Genomic DNA, 22,248 nt, shown 5'->3' on the forward strand with positions numbered 1-22,248 from the left:
CATTATTGCGTCACCCTTCCGTCAATAAAGCGGCGTAATCTCCTTTTCGAAGACTCCCCTTGATTGATTTAGAGTTGTTGGCAGTGTTGACTCAGTTAACACTGCTTTTTTTTGCTTGATACCAAAAAATAAAAAACGGCGCTCTAAGCGCCGTAATTAACCAAACTTTTGAATAACTAACCTAAGTTTATCTGATAGGTTGGCGGTTGGTTAAGTTTATTGCCAAGTCGGGATAACCCTTTCCACCACGCAAATCCAAACAACAACATCGCTACAATCCAAAGTGAAGCACTCGTCGGCGAGGTACTTAACTGACTAGCTTGGTAAACTAAAGTCGCCATGATATAAGCAATTGAGGTCGTCCAGCCAATAACAAGCCACATCCACTTACCGCCAGATTCACGCTTAATTGCACCTAATACCGCTACACAAGGAGTATAGAGTAAGATAAAGACAAGATAACTAAATGCACCGATTTGACCATTAAATTTCGCTGCCATTGCCGTAAGTAGCGCAGTGCCACTTTCAGCGCCTGACTCTAATTCGTTAAGTCCTAGTGGATCACCAAGGTTTGCGATAAGATCTTTACTATTGTCTACTATGGTCATCAACGCTTCTTTTAACGAAGCCAATAATGAAAACTCTCCACCTTCTTCTTCGGCACCGGTATAAAGCGCATCTAAAGTACCGACGATGGCTTCTTTGGCAAACATACCAGTCACAACACCAACCGTAGCAGGCCAGTTTTCCTCTTTTAACCCTATTGGCTCAAAGATTGGCGTGACCACTTGTGCAGCCTTCGCCAAAAGTGACTTATCTGTATTCTCATTGCCAAACGAACCGTCGGTACCAATCGAGTTTAATGCACTGAGTAAAATAACTACCATAACAATTGTTTTGCCAGCACGTTTGATAAAGCCGCTCAGACGCTGCCAAGTGGTAATGAATATATTGCGCCAAATTGGCATATGATACGCTGGCATCTCGGTAAATGAGGGTAATTTTTGCGTTTTGAATACTTGCTTTCTAAATAAAAAGCCAGAACCTACCGCAACCAATATGCCAAGCAAATACAGACCAAAAACAACATTGGCTCCGTTCGTTGGAAAGAAAGCCGCTGCAAATAACGCATATACCGTCAAACGTGCGCCGCAGGACATAAATGGCGCCATAATAATCGTCAGTAATCTATCGGACTCTCGACCCATCGTTCTTGACGCCATAACCGCAGGCACATTACAGCCGAATCCAACGATCAAAGGTACAAAAGCATTGCCCGGTAGACCAATGGATGACATCAAACGGTCAATAACAAACGCGGCCCGAGAAAGATAACCACTGTCTTCCAAAATAGATAAGCACAGATACAGCACCGCAATAACAGGGATGAAGGTCGCCACTAATTGAATACCCGCACCAAAACCATCAGCCAATAACACACCTAGCCATTGAGGTGCGCCAATATCTGCCAGCAAGATTTTTACACCATCGATAAGTAAGGCGCCCACGGCGATGTCAAAAAAGTCGATAAATACAGCACCAACATTAACCGCAATGGTAAACATTAAATACATCATGGCTAAGAAAATAGGTACACCAAGCCAGCGGTTGAGCACGATTTTATCAAGCGTTTCTGTCGTATCTGCACGTTTTGGCGTAATGATACTTACGCCATCAGCCAATTTTTTCACTGCTTGGTGACGAGCAACCGCTTTTTCGAGGGGATCGCTGCTGGCACTCTCGGTGTTTGCCGTCTCAGGTGCTTTTGGAAAACGAGTGATCTGTGCGAGTTGTTCCAACAACGCTTCTTGCCCTGTACCTTTAGCACCGTGGAATGGCACTACAGGTAACCCTAACTGTTCAGAGAGTCTTTTTAAATCTAACGTTCTCCCACGCTGTGTTGCGACATCAACCATATTTGCAACAACGAGAATAGGTTTGCCTAATTCTTTCAGCTGGGAAGTTAATACTAGATTTCGCTGTAAGTTTGCGGCATCCACGATGTTAATGATGACGTCAGCTTCATTTTGCTTTAGGAAGTCACACGCGATTTGCTCATCTTGGCTTGGCTCAATTTGCTCCATGCTATATAAGCCGGGCAAATCTACCAATTCTACGTTTGTGTTTTCTAAAGCAAAATAGCCGAATTTTTTCTCGACAGTTACCCCTGGCCAATTCCCTACTTTTTGTTTAGAGCCGGTCAGGCGGTTAAATAATGTGGTTTTCCCGCAGTTCGGGTTGCCCACTAACGCAATTTTCATACGTGAGCCCTTAATAACTTATAAAACTTCAATTTCAACGAACTGTGCGTCGGCCTTACGCACACTCACAAAGGTGTCACCAATTTTCACTTGCATCGGGCATCCAAGTGGGGCGACGTTAATGACTTCTATTTGCTCACCAGGAATAATTCCAAGTGCCATTATTCGACTCAGTAACGCAGTATCTGGATGGGTAAGAGAAGTGATGGTCGCTGCGCTATTTTTGGAAAGTTTATCTAATGTCATTGATTATGAGAACAATTTGCAATAAAAGTATGGCGCATCATACCTCATTGACTATTTTCTTTAAACTAGATTGCGACAATAATCTATTATTGCTTGTTATTTAAGGTGTTTACTAGTTAAGATGAACTAAACCATTGCCATATGCCTGACTGTATTAAGGGGTCCTGCCAATGAGTAACGACAAAAAAAAATGGACGCTCAAAAGCATTGCGGCGGAATTAGGTGTGTCAAATGCAACTGTATCGAATGCTTTTAACAGACCAGATCAACTCTCTAAATCCAAACGAGAAGAAATCCTAAAAGCCTGTAAAGAATTGGGTTATTTTGGACCTAACAAGGCAGCCCAATCGCTGCGTAAGGGCTCGTTTAACATTGTCGCGCTGGTACTACCCGATAGCGTTGAATATATGGTATCAGATCCCGTTGCAAGTAGCTTTATGCGAGGAGTTGCAAGCGTTTTAGAAGCTCAGCATATTAACCTACTCTTGTTCTCAGGCACCGCAGATAATGTCGGAGACATTGTCGATTTCGTCGACGGCTTAATTTGTTATGGCCGCCCGCGCAATCCCAAGTTAATTGAGCATCTTGCGAATGTTAGCAAACAGGTTGTGACGGTTGACTTTGATTTGCCCGCACATGCCAGTATTAATATCGACAACCGACAAGCCGCCTTTGATGTAGCGAGTAAAGCATTAAACGACAATAGTGATGTTGCTATTTTTGGTTTGAGATTATTAGACACTGATTTGCTATGCCGCGTATACGAGCAGAACCTAACAGACATAGAGACCTCTATTGCGCATCAGCGTTATAGCGGATATCTCAAAGCCATTGAAGAGCGTGGGTTAACACTTGGCGAAGACAGAGTGTGGAATATTCCTGAAAGCAGCGAAAGGTTTGCAAATATCGCCGCAAAAGAACTACTTAACCTCTCACCAAGGCCTAATACCGTGCTGTGTATGAGTGACTTAATTGCACTACCGCTGTTAAGAGAAGCCAAAAAACTTGGTGTAAAGATACCGCAGGATCTTAAAGTCGTTGGTTTTGATGGCGTTGATGAAGCACTACGCTTTAGTCCCAGCTTAACTACCATTCATCAAAATAGTGAAGAAAAAGGCCGAGAAGCAGCCAAACTCTTCTTAAATAAAAGCGATGATAAAGTAATGCTTGGCTATACCTTAAAAATGGGGCAGAGCTGTTAATTGCCCCCTATCAATTAGACTCGCCTGGGTAATCTGCAGGAAATGATCCCTGCCAACAACAACATCACACTTGATACCACTAAACAAGCCACCAAACCATACTCCAAAAAGATCCAACCTGATAGCACAGTACCGAGTAATCGCCCGATAGCGTTCGCCATATAATAGAAGCCCACATCAAGTGACACTCCATCACTATCGGCCAAACTCACAATAAGATAGCTGTGAAGGGATGAATTGATAGCAAACACAATACCAAAGAGTAAAAGCCCACCTACTACAGCTAAGCTTGTCCAGAGCTGCGCTTGAAGTGAGATTGCAATCAACAGCGGAATAACCGCTAAATACAACGCCCATCCGCTGACTTTACTTGGTGTTGATGCAAACGTATCACGACGAATAAATCTAGGTGTTGTTGATTGCACGATGCCATAACCGATAACCCAAGTAGCCATAAAACCACCAACCCACCAATGATCCCAACCGAACTGCTGCGATAAAAAGACAGGAAGCGCAACCACAAACCAAACATCCCGTGCGGCAAATAAAAACAATCGCGCGGCTGACAGCATATTAATTGCTCGGCTTTTTGAAAATACATCGCTAAATTTGGGTTTGCTTTTAGCCTTGCCTAAATCGCTTTTTAAGCTAATAAGGCTAAACAACCACACTAATAGCAACATGATTGCCATCAACCACATCGCACCAGTAAAGCCAAGTAAGGTAAGCAACAACCCACCAAGAAAAAATCCGACGCCTTTTAGCGCATTCTTTGAGCCGGTAAGTATTGCCACCCACTTAAACAAGGTCCCTTCTTCACCCGATTTTACGATGGCCTTTATCGCACTTTTGGCACTCATTTTATTGAGATCTTTGGCAATACCTGAGAGCGCCTGTGCTGCCATAACATAAGGCACGGTGAGCAAGTGCGCTGGTACAACCAACATCAATAATGCCACTATTTGTATGCCTAACCCAATATTCATGGTGCGGTTTAAGCCAATGCGTGCGCCAAGCCATCCTCCAATTAAATTGGTGACAACACCAAAAATTTCATAGAAGAGAAATAGCATGGCAATTTCAAGCGGGTTATAACCCAATTGATGAAAGTAAAGCACCACCAACATTCTGAGCGCACCATCCGTTAAGGTAAACGCCCAATAGTTGCCTGTCACAATGAGGTACTGCTTGATATCTTGAGGTATATTGCGCAGCTGCATGATATCTTATTCGCCTAACGACAATCCGACTTTACGTACTAATTCCGCGGTACGATTTGCATAGCCCCACTCGTTGTCATACCACACGTACAACTTAACCTGAGTACCATTAACTACCATTGTAGATAGCGCATCGACGATACTAGAGCGAGGATCCGTTTTATAGTCAATAGAAACTAGTGGTCTTGATTCATAACCTAAAATTCCGTTAAGCTCAGTAGCAGCAGCTTGCGCCATCCAGTGGTTAATCTCTTCCACTGTAGTTGGCCGCTCGACCTCGAACACGCAGTCTGTTAATGAAGCATTCGCCAACGGAACACGAACAGCGTGACCATTTAGCTTACCTTTTAATTCTGGAAAGATATGGGTAATAGCAGTCGCTGAACCTGTTGTTGTCGGAATTAAACTCATGCCACAGGCCCGCGCGCGGCGTAAATCCTTATGTGGCGCATCCAAAATGGTTTGCGTATTGGTTATGTCATGAATAGTCGTCATCGAACCGTGCTTTATGCCGATATTTTGTTGCAGGACTTTTACCACGGGCGCTAAGCAATTTGTGGTACAAGAAGCGGCCGTAACGATTTGGTGGGGCATATCGTCGTATAGATGGTCATTCACTCCCATCACAATATTCAATACTCCTTCTTCTTTTACCGGTGCCGTAACAACAACACGCTTAACGCCTTGATCTAAATACTGTTGCAGCAAAGCTTTGGTTTTCATTTTGCCGGATGCTTCGATCACGACGTCACATTGAGACCAGTCGGTTTGCGCAATCTCTTTGTTTTGAGTCACCGACAACACTGTTTCACCTATTTGGATCTGTTCATCTTGAAAAGACACACTGTGATGCCATTTACCATGGACAGAATCAAACTCTAGCAAGTGTGCTAGGGTTTCTGCATTGCCCGCAGGATCGTTAATTTGTACAAACTCGATTTCAGGCCAGTCAAAGCTAGCGCGAAGCGCCAAACGCCCCATTCGACCAAAACCATTGATCCCTACTTTAATTGTCATAAGAACTCCAAAATCTAATTATTAGTTACAGCAAGTTGCCATGCGTGTTGGCCGTTCGCCCATCGCATTTAGCCTCTCTAACTCAGCTTTTATATAATCTGGTTGATGCATAACCGTGGCGTTTATCACCGCCTTCATCCATAGCGGTAGCGTTGGGTTTATAGAATAAAATACCCATTGTTTTTGCTTGCGATCACATAGAATTCCAGCCTTCTTTAGCTGCGCCAAATGCCGTGACACCTTGGGTTGGCTATCTTGTTCAAGCGCAGCCATTAGCTCGCAAACACATAGCTCACCTTCCACCATCAACATGGCAAGCGTTTTTAAGCGGATCTCATCCGCTAAGGATTTATAAAATTGCAAGGGTGTAAGTAGCGTATGTTGTGGCTTACCTTCGCGTAGTAGGGAAATAACTTGTTCATTGATGTCGAACAAGGTTTGCTCATAAGCATTATTGCGATTTCGCTCAGCTGGACTCGCAATATCCCACGCAAGGACATGTTCTCCTTGCAGTTTACCTTCGCATTCAGATTGCACTTCAGAGCATAAGGTTACCACCACATCAAAGTGTTCGTCCTTATACTCATTGAGGTGTTTACTGTACAGATTGTCCGTATTAATCCCTAAACGGCGTAGCATTGAAAGCGTAGTCGCATTCACGGTGCTCGGCTTAGTGCCTGCACTATAGGCATGAACATCCGAACCGCCATGAAAGTTAGTTAGCGCCTGCGCTAAAATTGACCGCGTTGAGTTTCCAGAACAAAGAAAAAGTATCTTCATCATTACATAACAAATTAATTATATAACTTTATTGTTATATAGATAATCCGCTATGTCAATTACGCTTTGTTGATATTTATCTATACATAGCAGCTCAACTAAGATTGCGAGCCGCTACCAAGGATAATCGATGTTGAGGAACTTAAAGCCAGCTTTCTACGCGCAACTTTGGCTCCTCGCTATGGTTAGAAAAGCAGCGATTGAATGTTATAGCTCTGCTCTGTTGCGTTTTCAGAAGTTTTAATCATGGCTTCATCTTTTGCGAGATCAACTCGCAACTCCGCTTTGGCATTATTGCCCTCCCAAGTTATAACCAGATTTGAGCCTTGGCATGTTACTGCAAAATTGCCATCAAATGCGCAGCAAGTATTACGCAGTTTAATTAGAGTTTGCAGACCCTTCACGACAGGTTTATCGAGTGCAGCTTCCACCATCACTACATCCAAATAAGGGCGGTTGATATCGCGCCCAACATTACTTTTTTCAAGGAGCGCCATGTCATTTTCCATCGCCAATAGACCACCGTAATAAACTTGTGGTACTCCAGGGCAAAAGAACTGAACTGCTCTTGCTACTAAATAATAAAAATCATGCTTCCCTAAGGCTTCATAATAACTGCAATTGACTTGATACAAGTCGACATTGCTCGCTGCAGCGCCGGTTGCCTTGCGGCTTTGACCATTACTGTTGCTATGGATCTGCTCAACCAAAGCATCAATTTGATTGGCATCGAGTAACCCTGGTTTATCCCCTTCAGGCCCTGCGTCAATAATGCCAATTCCGTCATGAGTATCCAGCACCGTTAGACAATTACGCGGCGCAATGTCCAACCACTTGGCTAAAGCCGAAAAATCTTTATTGAATAAACTGTGTAAAATAAGCGGAGGGAGCGCAAAATCATAAACACGGTCGACTTTGCTGGCAACCTCTACTTGAGTTTTGTAATAACTGTGAATTTCGGCAATGGTTTCCATGCCAAGTTCATTGGCGCGCTTAGATAATTGATTGATAAAAGCAAAGGCCTCATCAGTCATAAAACAGCTGGTATTTGCGCGTTTGATTGCATATCCTGCGGCATCTAGTCGAATAATTTTCACTCCACTGTCTGCAAACAATGTTAAGACTTTTTCTAAATAAGCGCGCCCCGCTTCTGACTCAACATTAATATCAATTTGGTTATCAGTAAAAGTGGTCCAAAAATCTACAACTTCGCCACTCGCTAACACCTTTTTAGAAAAGCAACTTCCAGGCCTCGGACGATAAATTGCTTGCGCTTGCACTTGCGTGATGCCATCAGGAAAGACATCTTCTTCTTTTAAAAACATCGACCAAAACTGTGACTCTTGGCCATGAGCCAACACATCTGCAAATTCTGCTGACTCTCCTGACACATGGTTAACGATAAGATCTGCCATTACCTCATAGTGCTCGGCAATCAACTTAATATGTTGCCAATCGCCCAATCGCTCGTCGACTTTGGCATGGTCAATCGGGTCGAAACCTGCGTCACTACCATCAATTGGATAGTAAAAAGGCAAAATGTGGACACCACCAAATAGTCCAGCTAACGGGCCCGTTAGTAACGTATTTAATTGTGCAAGGCCGCCGCCAGACAGGCGGTCAGCATACGTGATCAACTGAACTTGGTTTTTCATAATTTACTCATTAAAAAAGTTGAGACTTAATCGATTAAGTTATATCTTTAATCATGAACAAACAATAATCAAGTTTTATCGTAGCGTTCTACTAAAAATAATTCGCTTAATGCAGATTAGTATTACACTCAGTCTTATGTAAAGAAGTAGACCAGCTACATAACAAAGCCCTTCAAGAGGTGAACAATGAGCAGCAAGTCGAATCACACTCAGCTCAACACATTGCGCTGGTTAACTTATATGATGTTTTTGATGTTTGCGATGACATCAGACGCCGTTGGCGTGATCATTCCAACACTGATCAGCGAATATCAACTTAGCATGACCCAAGCCAGCGCCTTTCACTATGCGCCAATGATTTTAATTGCCTTTAGCGGCTTATGTTTAGGATTTTTGGCAGATAAAATAGGTCGTAAGCTCACGGTGTTAATTGGCCTCATGCTATTTTCATCCGCATGTTTCTTGTTCGCACTGGGTGAAACTTTCACCATGTTTTTAATGCTTTTATGTGTGATTGGATTAGCCATTGGCCTATTTAAAACAGGGGCCCTCGCTCTTCTAGGCGACATTTCTGACGGCGCACAAGAACATACTCAAACCATGAATAAAGTCGAAGGCTTCTTTGCCATCGGCGCGATAATTGGCCCTGCAATTGTCAGTTATCTATTGATACAGGGGGTGAGTTGGACCTATCTTTATGTGCTTGCTGGTGGGCTGTGCTTAATACTCAGTATCGTGACTTTAAGCACTGAGTTTCCCAAGTTTAATACCGCTCATGCACAAAACAATGCGGGCCTCTCACACACAGCAGCGATGCTCAAGAACAAATATGCACTTGGCTTTTCCCTCGCCATAGCACTCTACGTTGCAACTGAAGTCGCAATTTATGTCTGGATGCCCACTTTATTACAGGATTACCAAGGTGATTTAACTTGGCTTGCAACTTATGCCCTCACCATCTTTTTTATTTTACGTGCAGTAGGTCGCTTTATGGCTGTATGGTTACTCGCTAAGTACCGTTGGCAAAGCGTAATGCTAGCGCTGAGCTTTGCTATATTTGTATGCTATTTTTTGACTTATCTTTATGGTGTTAATGCCGCTATCTATACGCTCCCGCTAAGTGGTTTATTTATGTCTATGATTTACCCAACATTAAACTCAAAAGGGATCTCTTGTTTTGACAAAGCTCAGCATGGCTCTGTTGCTGGTGTGATGTTGTTCTTCACCGCACTTTCTGCTGCGCTAGCACCACTTCTGATGGGTATGGTGAGCGATTACTTTGGCCATGTTAGCTATGGCTTTGTACTTGCGAACGGGTTTGCATTTTTACTCTTTGCGGCCATGCTGTACAACTGGTTAAAGGACCCTGCCCGCTTACTATTGAGCAAAAACGCTAAGTTGCAGCGAGTGTAACCCCTCCAACCACAAATTTTTCGCGGGTTAAAATTCATAAAAACCAAAGCATTAAAATTTTGTTTGAATTATTGATTAATTTTTAATTGCAACCAAATTAAATTGTGCTAAAAATAAACTTAATCGATTAAGTTTATTTTTAATAGACCGCACGAGTTTGACAACGATAACAAGAGGCAAATGATGACAACAATCAAAACCACCCTATTTACACTCAGCGCACTCACGCTTGCAATCTCTCACTCGGCGGCCGCTGAAGAAAAAGCACACACTACGCCTGCCGATGGCTTCGAGAAAATAGTCGTAACGGGTGTACCAAAGCGAACAACCATTATGGCATCGAGTGTTTCTGTTAGCAGCATAGGACTGGAACAAATCTCTGTTGCAACCCCCAGAACTACCGCTGAAGCATTCAAACTAATTCCTGGTGTAAGGTCTGAATCAACCGGTGGTGAAGGTAATGCAAATATCGCTGTACGTGGTCTTCCTGTCGCATCCGGTGGCGCTAAATTTTTGCAGTTACAAGAAGATGGCTTGCCTATTTTGCAGTTTGGTGACATTGCTTTTGGTAACGCCGATATTTTTATGCGCCTTGATAATACCGTGGAGTCAATCGAGTCTATTCGTGGTGGCTCGGCTTCGACTGCCGCCAGCGACGCTCCCGGAGGCATTATCAACTTGATTTCAAAAACGGGTGAAAATGAGTCAGGCAGTGTTGCCACCACGTTTGGTTTAGATTATGACGAGTTTAGAACTGATTTTGAGTATGGGAGTTATTTAAGTGACGACATAAAATTTCATATTGGTGGCTTTGTGCGTCAAGGTGAAGGCCCACGTGACACCGGCTATACCGCAAATAAAGGCGGCCAACTCAAAGCCAATATCACCAAGGAATTTGAAAGTGGCTACGTTCGTTTGTATATAAAACACCTTGATGATAAAACAGCAGGCTACCTTCCTATGCCAATGTATTCTAATGGCGACTCCATCAGCGGCTTTGATGTACTGTCAGATACACCTCACTCTGTTTATTTCACCGCCACGCAAGGCTTAGGTGGTAACAATCAAATTCGTCAAGGGGATATGCGAGACGGAATGCACCCTGTTGTTGATAGTATCGGCTTTGAAGCAAATTTCGAACTAGGTAATGACTGGCAAATCGAAAACAGGTCCAGAAAGTCGAGTATCTCAGGCACATTTATGTCGCCTTTCCCTGCTGAGGTCGCTAATAGCCAAGCAATTGCCGAGAGCATAGCCGGTACCGGTGCAACACTCACCTTTGCCAACGGACCAAAAACGGATCAAGCGTTCAATCAAGCACTACTAATGCGCGTTCATACCTTCGAAGTGGAAATGAATGATTTCGACAACATCATGAATGACCTAAAGCTCACCAAGTCATTTGGTACTGACACGTCACTCACCTTCGGCTACTTCATGTCATCGCAAAATATCAATATGTCTTGGTTATGGAATTCATACTTGCTCGAGGTTAAAGGAGATAACGCAGCGCTTGTCAACGTGGCCGCTGCGGATGGCACTGCATATTCTGAAAACGGATTATATGCCTACGGTACGCCCTATTGGGGAAATTGCTGCCAGCGCAACTACGACACTGAATACGATACTCGTGCCCCATATATCGCCTTTTCAACAAAGCTCGGCGATATTTCAGTTGATGCGAGTGTGCGTCATGATTCAGGTAAAGCGACAGGTACATTTGCAGGTGCTGTAACATCTCGTGTAGATATCAACCGTGATGGCACTATTTCGAAGCCAGAGGAGCAAGTTGCAGCCATCGATCTCGCTAACCCCAATGTAGTTAATTACGATTGGAGCTACACAAGTTACTCTGTCGGCGCAAACTACCAAATGACCTCAAGCAGCGCCATATTCGGCAGATTTAGTGAGGGCGGTCGTGCAAATGCAGACAGACTATTGTTCGGTAAAGTGAATATTGATGGCAGTGTTGCTGATGAAGACGCTGTGGATGAAGTGACACAATATGAATTTGGTATCAAACAAAAGTTTGAACAAGGTCGTCTATTTGCAACTTTATTTTACGCCGAAACAGAAGAGCAAAACTTTGAGGCAACCAGCCAAAAGTTCTTTGACAGGCAATACGAAGCACAAGGTATTGAACTTGAAGGTGTCTATTTTATTGGCTCCTTCGACTTACGAGGTAGCTTAACTTGGACCGATGCTGAAATCGCAAAAGATGCACTCACTCCCGAAGTCGAGGGTAACACGCCAAGACGGCAAGCTGACTTTGTTTATTCCTTATTGGGTAAATATAACTTCGATCAAGGTGCTATCGGTTTAAGCCTAATCGGCACCACTGACGCGTACGTACAAGACAACAACGAGTTAAAATTTGACGGTTACACTCAGGTCAACGCGTTTGCAAGTTATGATCTGACTGAACGCTTCAATATCGCGTTAAACGTAAACAATCTCTTTGATACCACTGGATTAACAGAAGCCGAGGAAGGTGTAATTCCAACTAACAATATTATTCGCGCTCGCAGTATTAACGGCAGAACTACGTCTGTCACTTTAAAATACCGTTTCTAATTAGGGGTAGTAGTTATGCAATTAACATGTTTTGGCGAGATGCTTATCGATTTGTTACCTACCGGCGACGGTAGCTTTAAACCTATTGCTGGCGGCGCTCCAGCGAATGTGGCGGTAGGCTTTGCTAAACTTGGTGGCAGTGCTCGGTTTGTGGGAGGTTTTGCTGAAGATCCCTTTTCGCTGCAATTAAAATCAACCTTGGCGCTATATGCTGTTGGAACCGAATATTGTGTATCCATAAAAGGAGCGCAAACCGCCTTGGCTATCGTCCACCTAGACGCTCAAGGAGAACGAAGCTTTTCGTTTTACCGCAACAGTACCGCTGATATTGCAATCCGCCCAAAAGACTTTGAGCATTTGCAATGGCCAGATCACGGGATATTTCATTTTTGCTCCAACACGCTTACCGATGCAGAAGTGACAAGTACCACCATGGCGTTATTAAAGTCTGCTGCGGCTCATAATCAATTAATTTCATTTGATGTTAACCTGCGCTTGAATCTATGGCAGGACTTATCTTGCTTATCCGAGCGTATAGAGGCTTGCTACCCCTATGTCGACATATTAAAAGTAAGTAAAGATGAGCTGAGATATCTTGCTGAAGAAAAGAACATGAGAGAGGCTAGCTATTTAGATTGGTTACTTAGTGTCGGCGTACAAGCGGTGATCTCAAGCGATGGGCCAAACCCTTGCAGTATATTAACAGCTAAAGACTTTTATTCCGTCGCCTCTCCTACTATTGATGCGGTTGATACAACCGGCGCTGGGGATAGCTTAATGGCAGGGTTTCTATTTCAACTCAGCCAACATGGGATCTCAAAAGATACACTAGTGCAAAACTTCCCAACCGTAAAAAAGGCACTTAGCTTTGCTGTGAAATGTGGTGCGTTTACTTGTGAACACAAAGGTGTCATGCCCTTTATGCCAACGCTTATAGATGTGTCTGAACGGTTTTCTTCCTTCAACCCTGAGGCTTTGTTAGGTTAATACCTAAAGCGGGAAAAGGCTTTCCCGCTGTTTTATTATAAAAGTCGAGACTTAGAACCCTGTTTCATAGTCAATATGAGCAGAGTTTGTCGTCTCGTATGTACCATCTGTATAAAGAATAGTTGCAGTCGCATTGTACTGACGATAAGCACGAATGGTCATGTTACACGTCGTACCACCGCTGCAGTTCGCATCACCATTCCAAATTACTTTACTAATCGCTTTAGTGGCATTTGCGATATAGAACTTACCAGAAGTTGAATTACCGAAAGAAAAATCAATTCCAGAACAATAGCTAGTATTATTACCCCACACATTACCGCCTGATTTCACGTTCAAAGAGCATTTTAAATCTGCCGCTTGCGAACTAAAAGACAGGCCACCTAGTACAACCAATACTGAAGCAATTAATGTTGATTTCATTATTATTTCCTTTGATTAAGAATAAGTTAAGTAATTTTTAGTGACCAGTTTCATACGAGATACGTGATACATTCGTTTCTTCGTATGTGCCATCTTTGTATAAGATAGTCGCCGTTGCTGTATGTGTTTGATACGCATAAACAGTAAGTGCACATTCAACACCTCCGGAGCAGTTTGCATCACCATTCCAAATCACTTTGTTAATCGGCTTGCTGATATTTGTTAAGTAAAATTTACCTGTAGTTGAGTTGCCAAATGAGAAGTCCATACCAAAGCAGGTTTGTCCGTTACCGATGACGTTGCCACCTCTTTTCACTTGTAGGTCGCAATTCAACTCTGTTGCGCCAACGCTGCAGGTACCAACTAGTGCAATAGCTGCAAGTATCTTAGTTATTTTTTGTTTCATCTTGCTCTCCTTATATTTATTATGTTAACAACCAAGAAACCTTGGTTAAAAAATAAACTACACAATAAAAATAAAAAATTCAATTATTTTAACCCAATAAAAACATAAAATTCACAATAAGTTCAGAAGGCCATGTTCATTCGACTTAATGGCAAGGGATTTAAACGCTGAGAGTCAGCTGTAGAGATTATCGAAATAATAGACTAAAAAAAAAGGCCGCAGCGGCGGCCAAACACATCATGGGTAAAACAATGAAGGGATGTAAGTGTGAATACACAGGCCATTCTATGCGAATAACCATAAATTAAAATCACATTATAAAGATTGTTATCATCGTTTTTTTCGAACAGTCAATTTTCTACGACACTCGTGATACAATTGTGGGATTAAAAATTACAACTAATTAACCATGCCATTACTTTGGATTGTTACTTTACTTTGGGCGTTCTCGTTTTCTTTAATTGGTGTCTATTTGGCAGGCCAAGTCGATGCTTGGTTTAGCGCTTTATCTAGAACCTTGCTTGCTGCAATTGTGTTTATTCCATTTTTGAAATTGAACTCAGTGAATAAAGAGTTGATAATCAAGCTGATGGCAATCGGTGCAGTGCAGATTGGTCTGATGTATGGCTTTTACTATCATTCTTTTTTATACCTAAGCGTACCTGAAGTGTTGCTATTCACTGTGATGACACCCATCTATATTACTGCACTCAATGACTTACTAAACCGCTCGTTCAATGCCACCTTTTTGCTGTCTGCACTCATAGCTATCATTGGTGCAATCACCATTAGATTTACAGAGCTTACTAGCGATTACCTTTTTGGCTTGCTACTAGTGCAAGGCGCAAACCTTTGCTTTGCGATAGGCCAAGTAAGTTACAAACGCTTAAGTAACCATTACCAGCTGGTACACCATCAAAGTTTCGGTTTTTTCTTTATTGGTGCGTCCCTCGTGCTCGCCATTGGGTTTATGTTATTCGGCAATACCCAGCAACTCCCAAGTACTAATCTACAATGGGGAATACTGATTTATTTAGGCTTGATTGCTTCAGGCGTAGGATATTACGTCTGGAACTTAGGACTGACCCGCGTCTCGGTGGGTGAACTCGCGGTAATGAACAATGTGCTGATCCCAGCTGGGATCATTGTCAATTTGCTGATTTGGAACCGAGAAGCTGACCTCGTTCGCCTTGGTATTGGTAGTGCTATTATTTTTGCAGCCCTTCTGTACAGCAAACTCGGAACTAAAGGCGAAAAATGAGTAGAATAGTACAGCTCTTTCCAATCTGGGCCGTTATTTGCTCAATAGTTGCCTATCTTTTTCCAACTCTATTTAGCGCGTTTAAAGGCAGTATTATTCCGTTATTAATGTTGATCATGCTCACAATGGGTTTAACCCTCACTACAAAAGACTTTTTACGCGTGCTTGACAACAAAAAAGCCATTTGCGTTAGTGTACTGCTTCAATTTACCGTAATGCCGAGTGTTGCCTACTTGATTGCAACCACAATGAGCGTAGAAACTGACTTATTAATTGGTATGATTTTAGTGGGCACGGTTGCTGGCGGCACGGCTAGTAACGTTTTGTGTTATCTCGCCAAAGGAGATGTCGCGTTATCGATTTCTATGACCGCGATTAGTACTTTACTCGGCGTGTTCTTAACGCCACTAATTACCACATTGATGATTGGCCAGGTGGTTGATATTCAGTTTTCTGATATGTTGACGAGCCTGCTAAAAATTGTACTACTTCCGGTGGCTGTGGGCGTTGCTTTCAATACCTTGTTTGCCAAACCACTAGCGCACTCTGTTATCAAAACAACTCCGATACTACCTTTACTTTCAATGCTCTCAATCGTTTTTATCATTGCAGTGATCGTTGCTCTTAATCAACCTAAACTTGAAAGCATCGGGCTCGTTATGCTGGTTGCAGTGATCCTGCACAATACTACAGGGCTACTTTTGGGCTATTTCATTCCGAAACGGCTCGGTTTTGACGAGAAGGTATGTCGCACCATGGCCTTTGAGGTGGGCATGCAAAACTCGGGGCTTGCTGTTGCGCTTGCCATGAAGTTTTTTACTCCTGCGGCGGCCGTAGCAGGTACCCTATTTTCTATTTGGCATAATGTCAGCGGCTCGATATTAGCAGGAATATGGAGACGGAGCGCCACCAGCTCATCTGATAACAATAAAGCCTAATATCAAAGGTTAGGCTTTATTGTAATTGCTTATAAAAGTGAATTTTGCAATCCGATGAGCCGTTGATTTGTTCACAATGTACAATCTGGTAATCGCGGCTTATTAACATCAATAGCATGTTTTTGAATAGGTTTCTCGACTTTACTCTAATGGCACCATAGCCTTGCGCTTTGCACCAAGTTTCTTGCATCACCAACAACTGCTTGGCAATGCCTTTGCCGCGATATTCGGGGATGACCGCGCCTAACCAGCTATAAAACTCGTTGTTTGGCAGTTCGCGACCTAGCTTATACCCTACAGGCTTGCCTTGAGCGTATGCCACCAGCAATAAATATTGTTTATCTCGCAGTTTGTCTACGACTTCCTCACCCTTTCTTGGCGTGGCAAATTCAGGAATTTGGTTTTCTATCGCAAGAAGGTCATCTATCGAGCCGACTTTATATTCTAGATTCATATTAATGTCTGTGTAATTGAAAAGGTATCGCCAACAATCACTTCGGCATAAGCGCCGTTAATAAGCGTTAAATTCGGCGCTTGATGGCCTATATCCACATCGTATAGCACGGGGAAATCGCAACCAGTAAAGACTTTTTGCAATGCATCTAGGTGCGTCCAGTCGCTATCTTTTGCTAGTGGCTCTGGATTTCGACCAATCAAAACTCCAGCGACTTTCGAAAACCAACCTCGTAAATTAATACTTTGCAGCGCACGATAGTATGCCACTGGCGGCATTTCACCATTTTCAAAATATAAGATAATCGACTCATCAGGGTGCGCCTGTGAAAAAGCGTCCAGATCAAAATATTCCGTACCAGCCAATAACATGTGAATATCCAAACAGCCGCCTAATAATCGACCAGTAAACTGCTGCCGGTGATTGCCATTGGCCAAAATACGCCATTGAGTGCTCGCGGACAAGTTAAATCCAGCATCGGGAAAGTCAACAAAATTGAGTGGCTCAGCTTCAAAATGTGTCGAGGGAAACTGCGTAAAAGAGTCATTAGGCGCGCGCCTCAAATGGTTAAAAAGTCCAACCGTTAATGCGTCTTGTTGATGGACATTTAATTGCATAAGGTTAGTTGCATGCACACTTGCCCAGCCTAGTTTGCAAGTCACGGCGCTCAGCAAAGTGCTGACATCAGAGAAACCGATGAGCCATTTTGGCTGAGCATGCGCCAACTTTTCCCAATTAAGTAATGTCAGTAAATCCATTGCAATTGCACCGCCCCATGGCGGCATAATCGCGTCTATTGTGTCATCGAGTAAGTATCCCATAAGCTCATTAGCACGGGTTTTGACATCCGCGCTAACGTAGTTGTGGTTATCTCGCAGGCATTCACCAACCACGAGTTCAAAACCTTGTTGCGCGAGATAATCCAAAGCGTTGTCTAATCTCGCGTGCATAGCAGCAGGTACGCCCGCTGAGAATGCCGTGATCGCAATTTTACTGCCCGCTTTTAACAGTTTGGGATACTTCATCATGATTTCCGTTATTTTTTGCTTATCCTACCTGAATTTCCGCTTTTGCATACTTCAAATTCTCCCTTTTCGGGCGAGCGATCAAGTATAGAAAGGTTAACGGCCCCAAGCGTCCAATCAGCATTAAAAATATGATTACCGCTTCACCGGGTTCAGACAATGAGCCAGTGATCCCTCGAGACAAGCCAACCGTGCCCAATGCCGACACAGCTTCAAACGTGATATCCGTTAAATTTGCCTTCTCGGTGATCGTTAAAATAAGGGTTGCGAGCATCACGGTAAAAAAGTAAACCACGGTGAGACTAAGCGCCTTAAATACCGTTTCAGACGAGATCTGTCTGTGTCCGATAGCGACTTGATCTCTGCGTCTTAGATAAGCGTAAGTTGCCATTAATAGCACCACAACCGTGGTTATTTTAAGACCACTTGCGGTACTCATAGAGCCGCCCCCTATGATCATTAACCAAATGGTCAGCACGGTACTTTCGTCATTCACCAGCGCAAAGTCGATACTGTTAAAGCCCGCTGTACGTGGCGTTACCGCTTGCATCCAGGCGGTGATCACTTGCTCAGACATCGGCAAATTTCCAAGGGTCTCTGGGTTATTTGCTTCAAAAAGCCAAAATAAGCTAAATGCCAGCACATTTAACACCGCTGTTGCTATCAACACTAACTTAGTGGCAGATCCAAACCGGCTCCAACGGCGTCTTTTCACTACATCCATCAACACCACAAATCCAAGTCCGCCAATCACAAATAATCCCGATATCACAAGATTAACGACCCAATCACCACGAAAACTGGTTAGGCTGTCATCATGCAATGCAAAGCCGGCATTGTTAAAAGCCGAAATAGTGTAGAAGAAGCTTTGCATTATCGCATCACCAAGCGGTAGCGTTTGATACCAATGGGCAAGCAAAATGGTAAATCCTATAGATTCGATGATCAGTGCATAAACTAACACGCATTTGGCTGTATCAACCAACTGATCAAATCGAGCTATGCCAAAGCTTTCTTTTGCGATAAGTTGTTTACTAATGTCCATTTGCTGCCCCATCCCCCGCAGCACCACAACCGTAATGGTCATAAAACCAAGTCCACCGATTTGAATAAGACTAGCAATAACAAGATGGCCAAAGGTCGTAAAATCATTTGGCGTACTCAATACGGCAAGTCCTGTCACCGTTACCGCGGAAGTTGCAGTAAATAACGCTTGCATCACTTTGATGTCTTGGGTGTGTGCTATCGGTAGCAACAACAAAATAGTACCTAAAGCTATCAGCCCACAAAACCCAATAAACAGAACTGCTGGGGGGCTTAACCTCAAGGGCTTTTTGCGGGCTTTGGGCTGGCTACTTGGATAGGGATAATAATGGGGACTCCATGTTTTCATTACGCCCCCAGTTTTAGCGCGATAGAATTTAACGCTTTTAACTGACCGCTGAGGATCACTTTATCATCTTCGTTGATCAAAAATGACTCTGCCGGATTGCTATAACACGCTTTGCCGCGCTGTACTAACACAGCCTTGATTTCGCCCTTTGCACGCTTTAATAGCGTTGCCAAAGACTGCCCGCAGCTTAATTTATTCACGATGACTTCCACCATATAAAAACCATGCCCCAATTGCATATATTGATTGACCATGGGGTAATTCAGTGTTTGTGCGACCCTGATCCCCATTTCTTCTTCAGGGCGGATCACGCGTGTTACGCCTAAGCGGGATAAAATTGTATGATGCGCTTCTGAGCTGGCCTTAACCCAAATTTGCTCAACGCCTAAGTTCTTTAACGACAGTACACATAAAATGCTCGATTCTAGGTTTTCACCTATGGCGACCAATACCGCTTTGCTTCTCGTAATATCTAGTTGGCGTAATGCCGTTTCATCGGTCGCGTCTAAAGAGGTGGCATAATCAATATGCTCAACAACTTGGTTCACCACACGTTCGCGACTATCTACCCCTATCACTTTGTTTCCAAGCCGCTTTAATTCCAAACAAGCCGCAAAACCAAATCGACCTAAACCAATAACTACAAATTGTGCCATAACAACCTCTATATACCCCGTTATGAGAAATGCTTATTGAGCGGTAAAAGTAAAAACCGATAACCAACCCCGGGCTCAGTTTCTATGATTTTTGGTGTAGCAGCATCATCACTGAGTTTCTTACGTAACTGGCTGACCACAATCCGTAAATAGTGACTATCTTCCACATGGCTTTCGCCCCAAATTTGCTTTAATAAGGTTTGCTGACTGACTAATTCTTGTGCTCTTTGTGCAAGCATACTAAGTAGTGCAAATTCCTTTTTCGATAGTGCTAATGGTGCGTTATCCATAATGACTTGATGCTTTTGTAGATCTATCATCAACTTGCCGTAGTCAATGGCGAGCAAGCGTTTGTTTGGTACTAAATCTCGTAATAGTACTTTGACGCGCACCACCAGCTCTTTGATGCTAAAAGGCTTCGTCAGGTAGTCGTTTGCGCCGCCCTCCAGCAGTTTAATCTTCTCAGCCTCTTGATCTCGTGCAGTTAAGATCAATACAGGTAGCTTGCTGGTTTCTCGGATCTTCTTCAAAATGCTATATCCATCAAAATCTGGTAGCCCAAGATCTAAGATTACTAAGTCTGGAAGCTCACCTTTTAGCACCGACATGGCTTCCTTTCCGGTGCTGGCTTCCACATAATTCAGCCCTTCAGCTTTTAATGCTAAGCGGATAAAACGACGGATCTCTTCTTCATCGTCAATCAATAAAATGGTGTGAGTCATCAATGCGCCTCCTCTTTTGGCAAACTAACTTCCATTGTGCAGCCTTGCGTCGTCGGCAAAATGCGAATATCACCGCCATGCGCACGAATAATACCTCGTGCCACACTCAGCCCTAAGCCACTGCCACCGTCTTTGCTGGCGCTTTGTCGAAACGAGCTAAAGGCGGTAAAGACTTCTTTTTGCCGAGCAACGGGGATCCCAGGACCGTTATCCCGAATAAATATCAACAACGCTTGCTGCGTTTCTCCTAAGGAAATCTCAACCCGCTCTCCATCGGGACTAAAGGTGACTGCATTTTCAATTAAGTTAAACAGGGCTTGTTCAATGAGTGCAGCTTGTATCGTGAGAATTGGACTCATATTCTGTGGCATTCTCGAGACGCATGGCGCGCCTAGTCGCAAAATCACGTTATCAATCAAGACATCAATAGACGTAGGTTGCTTCAACAGCGAAAGCTCATCCCCTTGATGCTGTAACTTGGTTGCTTGCAAGATATTTTCGATATAGCGAAACAAACGGTGGCTTTCTGATCGTGCCGACCCCAACAGCTCATTTTGCTCGTCTTGGTCTAACTTATCACGATAGGTTTCTAGCGTTTCGAGCGCGCCCATCACCGCAGCGAGCGGTGTGCGTAGATCATGAGAAACCGACAACAAGATATTGGAGCGCACATTCGCAACTAAAAGCTGCTGCTTTTGCTCTTTGATATAGCTCGATAAATAGCTGGTAGCTAATGCCACCGCGATAAATACCACTAAATTGACCACGTCTTCGGTGTTATTCATATGAAGCGTGTATCTGGGCTCTGTGATAAAAAAGTTGAACACTAGACTGCTAACAATCGCCACCCCCAGTGCCATCCAACGTTTTGCGATGAGAGAAACAACAACAACCCCCAACTGCAATACCAACAATACACTGATCGCCGAATGTAGCAACGAGTCTAAGGCAACGGCAAGGGCACTGGTTAACAGCAAAACCAGAAAACTCACGAGATACTCGTTCTTGGCAATAAATCCATTCTCGGAAAACATAGTGACTCCAACTTGCGCTATGTCTTTATTCTATCCTTGTCGAAATTTCGTTGCCGTATAATTTGCGTAAAATTTACTTAGCTTTAGGCTATTTAGCACAAGAGCCTGTTTATCTATCAAGTTTGTTTTTGCATGTTGATGATAAAAAGGCTAAGCGCATATCTGATAAAGCCATTGTGATACGCTGGCACAAGCTGTTCAAAAGCAACTGGATAACTTAGAAATTCATTGAAGAATGGCCGAGAGCGAGTACTGACCACTTATTGTAAAACACTCAAAAAACGACGGCGCACAAACCTAGCAAATTGTGAACGTTTGCTGGCTAGACCAAATAAAGGCTTTAGCAATAACGCCTCAAGCTGCGCTAGCCGTAGCCTCCCCCATGCCGTGCGCGATAAGCTTATTTTGACGTCGAGAAATACGTAAACGCCAGCCAGGCTTATTTTAGAAACACTTTTGATATGAGTGATGAACGCTTGTTTGTAATTCTAAGTCGAAACTGCCGTAACTATGGTGAATAGATAACTTTGGGTGTCTGTATTGTTTCCAATTTTATCCGCTTTCAAGCTATTTGTTAGCCG

General features: G+C 43.4%; 20 protein-coding genes and 1 pseudogene. 7 read left to right on the top strand and 14 right to left on the bottom strand.

Annotated elements, in window-relative coordinates; all coding sequences use genetic code 11:
• Positions 1-176 precede the first annotated feature (176 nt).
• Complete coding sequence (feoB, locus tag L1271_RS06580; protein WP_235367397.1) at positions 177-2,261, bottom strand: ferrous iron transport protein B; 2,085 nt, start codon at positions 2,259-2,261, stop codon at positions 177-179.
• Positions 2,262-2,279: 18 nt separating this feature from the next.
• The gene (locus L1271_RS06585; protein WP_010605304.1) at positions 2,280-2,507 is read right to left on the bottom strand and encodes a FeoA family protein; all 228 of its coding nucleotides are present in this window, start codon (positions 2,505-2,507) and stop codon (positions 2,280-2,282) included.
• A 170-nt stretch (positions 2,508-2,677) separates the two neighbouring features.
• Between L1271_RS06585 and L1271_RS06590 the strand changes: the two genes are divergently transcribed.
• Positions 2,678-3,709 (top strand): LacI family DNA-binding transcriptional regulator, encoded by a 1,032-nt coding sequence (locus tag L1271_RS06590; RefSeq protein WP_235367398.1) that lies wholly within the window; start codon positions 2,678-2,680, stop codon positions 3,707-3,709.
• Positions 3,710-3,723: 14 nt separating this feature from the next.
• Here L1271_RS06590 and arsJ read toward each other — a convergent pair whose 3' ends face one another.
• From arsJ to gtfA, 4 genes are all read right to left on the bottom strand, one after another.
• Positions 3,724-4,929 carry an organoarsenical effux MFS transporter ArsJ gene (arsJ, locus tag L1271_RS06595; protein WP_235367399.1) on the bottom strand — a complete coding sequence of 402 codons (1,206 nt, stop codon included), beginning with the start codon at positions 4,927-4,929 and terminating at the stop codon, positions 3,724-3,726.
• A gap of 6 nt (positions 4,930-4,935) precedes the next feature.
• Entirely contained in the window at positions 4,936-5,946 is a 1,011-nt protein-coding gene (locus L1271_RS06600; RefSeq protein ID WP_069019406.1) for an ArsJ-associated glyceraldehyde-3-phosphate dehydrogenase, read from the bottom strand.
• Between the two features lie 21 nt (positions 5,947-5,967).
• Positions 5,968-6,729: a metalloregulator ArsR/SmtB family transcription factor gene (locus tag L1271_RS06605; protein ID WP_235367400.1), complete on the bottom strand. Its 762-nt coding sequence runs from the start codon at positions 6,727-6,729 to the stop codon at positions 5,968-5,970.
• Positions 6,730-6,911: 182 nt separating this feature from the next.
• Positions 6,912-8,381, bottom strand: a complete 1,470-nt coding sequence (gene gtfA / locus L1271_RS06610) for a sucrose phosphorylase (RefSeq protein WP_235367401.1) — start codon at positions 8,379-8,381, stop codon at positions 6,912-6,914.
• Between the two features lie 186 nt (positions 8,382-8,567).
• Here gtfA and L1271_RS06615 point away from each other — a divergent pair, with 186 nt between their 5' ends.
• From L1271_RS06615 to L1271_RS06625, 3 genes are all read left to right on the top strand, one after another.
• Positions 8,568-9,794 carry an MFS transporter gene (locus L1271_RS06615; protein WP_235367402.1) on the top strand — a complete coding sequence of 409 codons (1,227 nt, stop codon included), beginning with the start codon at positions 8,568-8,570 and terminating at the stop codon, positions 9,792-9,794.
• Positions 9,795-9,977: 183 nt separating this feature from the next.
• Complete coding sequence (locus tag L1271_RS06620; protein ID WP_235367422.1) at positions 9,978-12,368, top strand: TonB-dependent receptor domain-containing protein; 2,391 nt, start codon at positions 9,978-9,980, stop codon at positions 12,366-12,368.
• 15 nt (positions 12,369-12,383) lie between these two features.
• Entirely contained in the window at positions 12,384-13,355 is a 972-nt protein-coding gene (locus tag L1271_RS06625; RefSeq protein ID WP_235367403.1) for a carbohydrate kinase family protein, read from the top strand.
• 51 nt (positions 13,356-13,406) lie between these two features.
• On the opposite strand, the gene L1271_RS06630 is transcribed toward L1271_RS06625, so the two are convergent.
• Complete coding sequence (locus L1271_RS06630) at positions 13,407-13,778, bottom strand: hypothetical protein (RefSeq protein WP_174169317.1); 372 nt, start codon at positions 13,776-13,778, stop codon at positions 13,407-13,409.
• Positions 13,779-13,815: 37 nt separating this feature from the next.
• Entirely contained in the window at positions 13,816-14,184 is a 369-nt protein-coding gene (locus L1271_RS06635; RefSeq protein WP_102057963.1) for a hypothetical protein, read from the bottom strand.
• Between the two features lie 409 nt (positions 14,185-14,593).
• On the opposite strand from L1271_RS06635, the gene L1271_RS06640 reads away from it, so the two are divergent.
• Both L1271_RS06640 and L1271_RS06645 read left to right on the top strand, forming a co-directional pair.
• Positions 14,594-15,445 carry an EamA family transporter gene (locus L1271_RS06640; RefSeq protein WP_235367404.1) on the top strand — a complete coding sequence of 284 codons (852 nt, stop codon included), beginning with the start codon at positions 14,594-14,596 and terminating at the stop codon, positions 15,443-15,445.
• Positions 15,442-16,383, top strand: a complete 942-nt coding sequence (locus L1271_RS06645) for a bile acid:sodium symporter family protein (RefSeq protein ID WP_235367405.1) — start codon at positions 15,442-15,444, stop codon at positions 16,381-16,383. The genes L1271_RS06640 and L1271_RS06645 overlap by 4 nt, the downstream gene beginning before the upstream one ends.
• 16 nt (positions 16,384-16,399) lie before the next feature.
• On the opposite strand, the gene L1271_RS06650 is transcribed toward L1271_RS06645, so the two are convergent.
• The 6 genes from L1271_RS06650 to L1271_RS06675 are packed head-to-tail and all read right to left on the bottom strand — an operon-like array spanning position 16,400 to position 21,667.
• On the bottom strand, positions 16,400-16,837 hold the full coding sequence (locus L1271_RS06650) for a GNAT family N-acetyltransferase (RefSeq protein WP_235367406.1): 438 nt from the start codon (positions 16,835-16,837) through the stop codon (positions 16,400-16,402).
• Positions 16,834-17,865 (bottom strand): S66 family peptidase, encoded by a 1,032-nt coding sequence (locus L1271_RS06655; RefSeq protein ID WP_235367407.1) that lies wholly within the window; start codon positions 17,863-17,865, stop codon positions 16,834-16,836. Before L1271_RS06655 ends, L1271_RS06650 begins: the two co-directional genes overlap by 4 nt.
• A 19-nt stretch (positions 17,866-17,884) precedes the next feature.
• Positions 17,885-19,255 carry a TrkH family potassium uptake protein gene (locus L1271_RS06660; RefSeq protein ID WP_235367408.1) on the bottom strand — a complete coding sequence of 457 codons (1,371 nt, stop codon included), beginning with the start codon at positions 19,253-19,255 and terminating at the stop codon, positions 17,885-17,887.
• Positions 19,255-19,911, bottom strand: coding sequence for a potassium channel family protein (locus L1271_RS06665; RefSeq protein ID WP_174169323.1), 657 nt, complete (start codon positions 19,909-19,911; stop codon positions 19,255-19,257). Before L1271_RS06665 ends, L1271_RS06660 begins: the two co-directional genes overlap by 1 nt.
• A 20-nt stretch (positions 19,912-19,931) precedes the next feature.
• The gene (locus tag L1271_RS06670; protein ID WP_010373790.1) at positions 19,932-20,633 is read right to left on the bottom strand and encodes a response regulator; all 702 of its coding nucleotides are present in this window, start codon (positions 20,631-20,633) and stop codon (positions 19,932-19,934) included.
• Positions 20,633-21,667 (bottom strand): sensor histidine kinase, encoded by a 1,035-nt coding sequence (locus L1271_RS06675; protein ID WP_235367409.1) that lies wholly within the window; start codon positions 21,665-21,667, stop codon positions 20,633-20,635. The genes L1271_RS06670 and L1271_RS06675 overlap by 1 nt, the downstream gene beginning before the upstream one ends.
• A 122-nt stretch (positions 21,668-21,789) precedes the next feature.
• On the opposite strand from L1271_RS06675, the pseudogene L1271_RS06680 reads away from it, so the two are divergent.
• Positions 21,790-21,885 (top strand): annotated as a pseudogene (locus L1271_RS06680) (transposase); the annotation flags it as partial.
• Positions 21,886-22,248 lie beyond the last annotated feature (363 nt).

This window comes from Pseudoalteromonas sp. OF5H-5 (assembly GCF_021530695.1).
Taxonomy (GTDB): domain Bacteria; phylum Pseudomonadota; class Gammaproteobacteria; order Enterobacterales; family Alteromonadaceae; genus Pseudoalteromonas.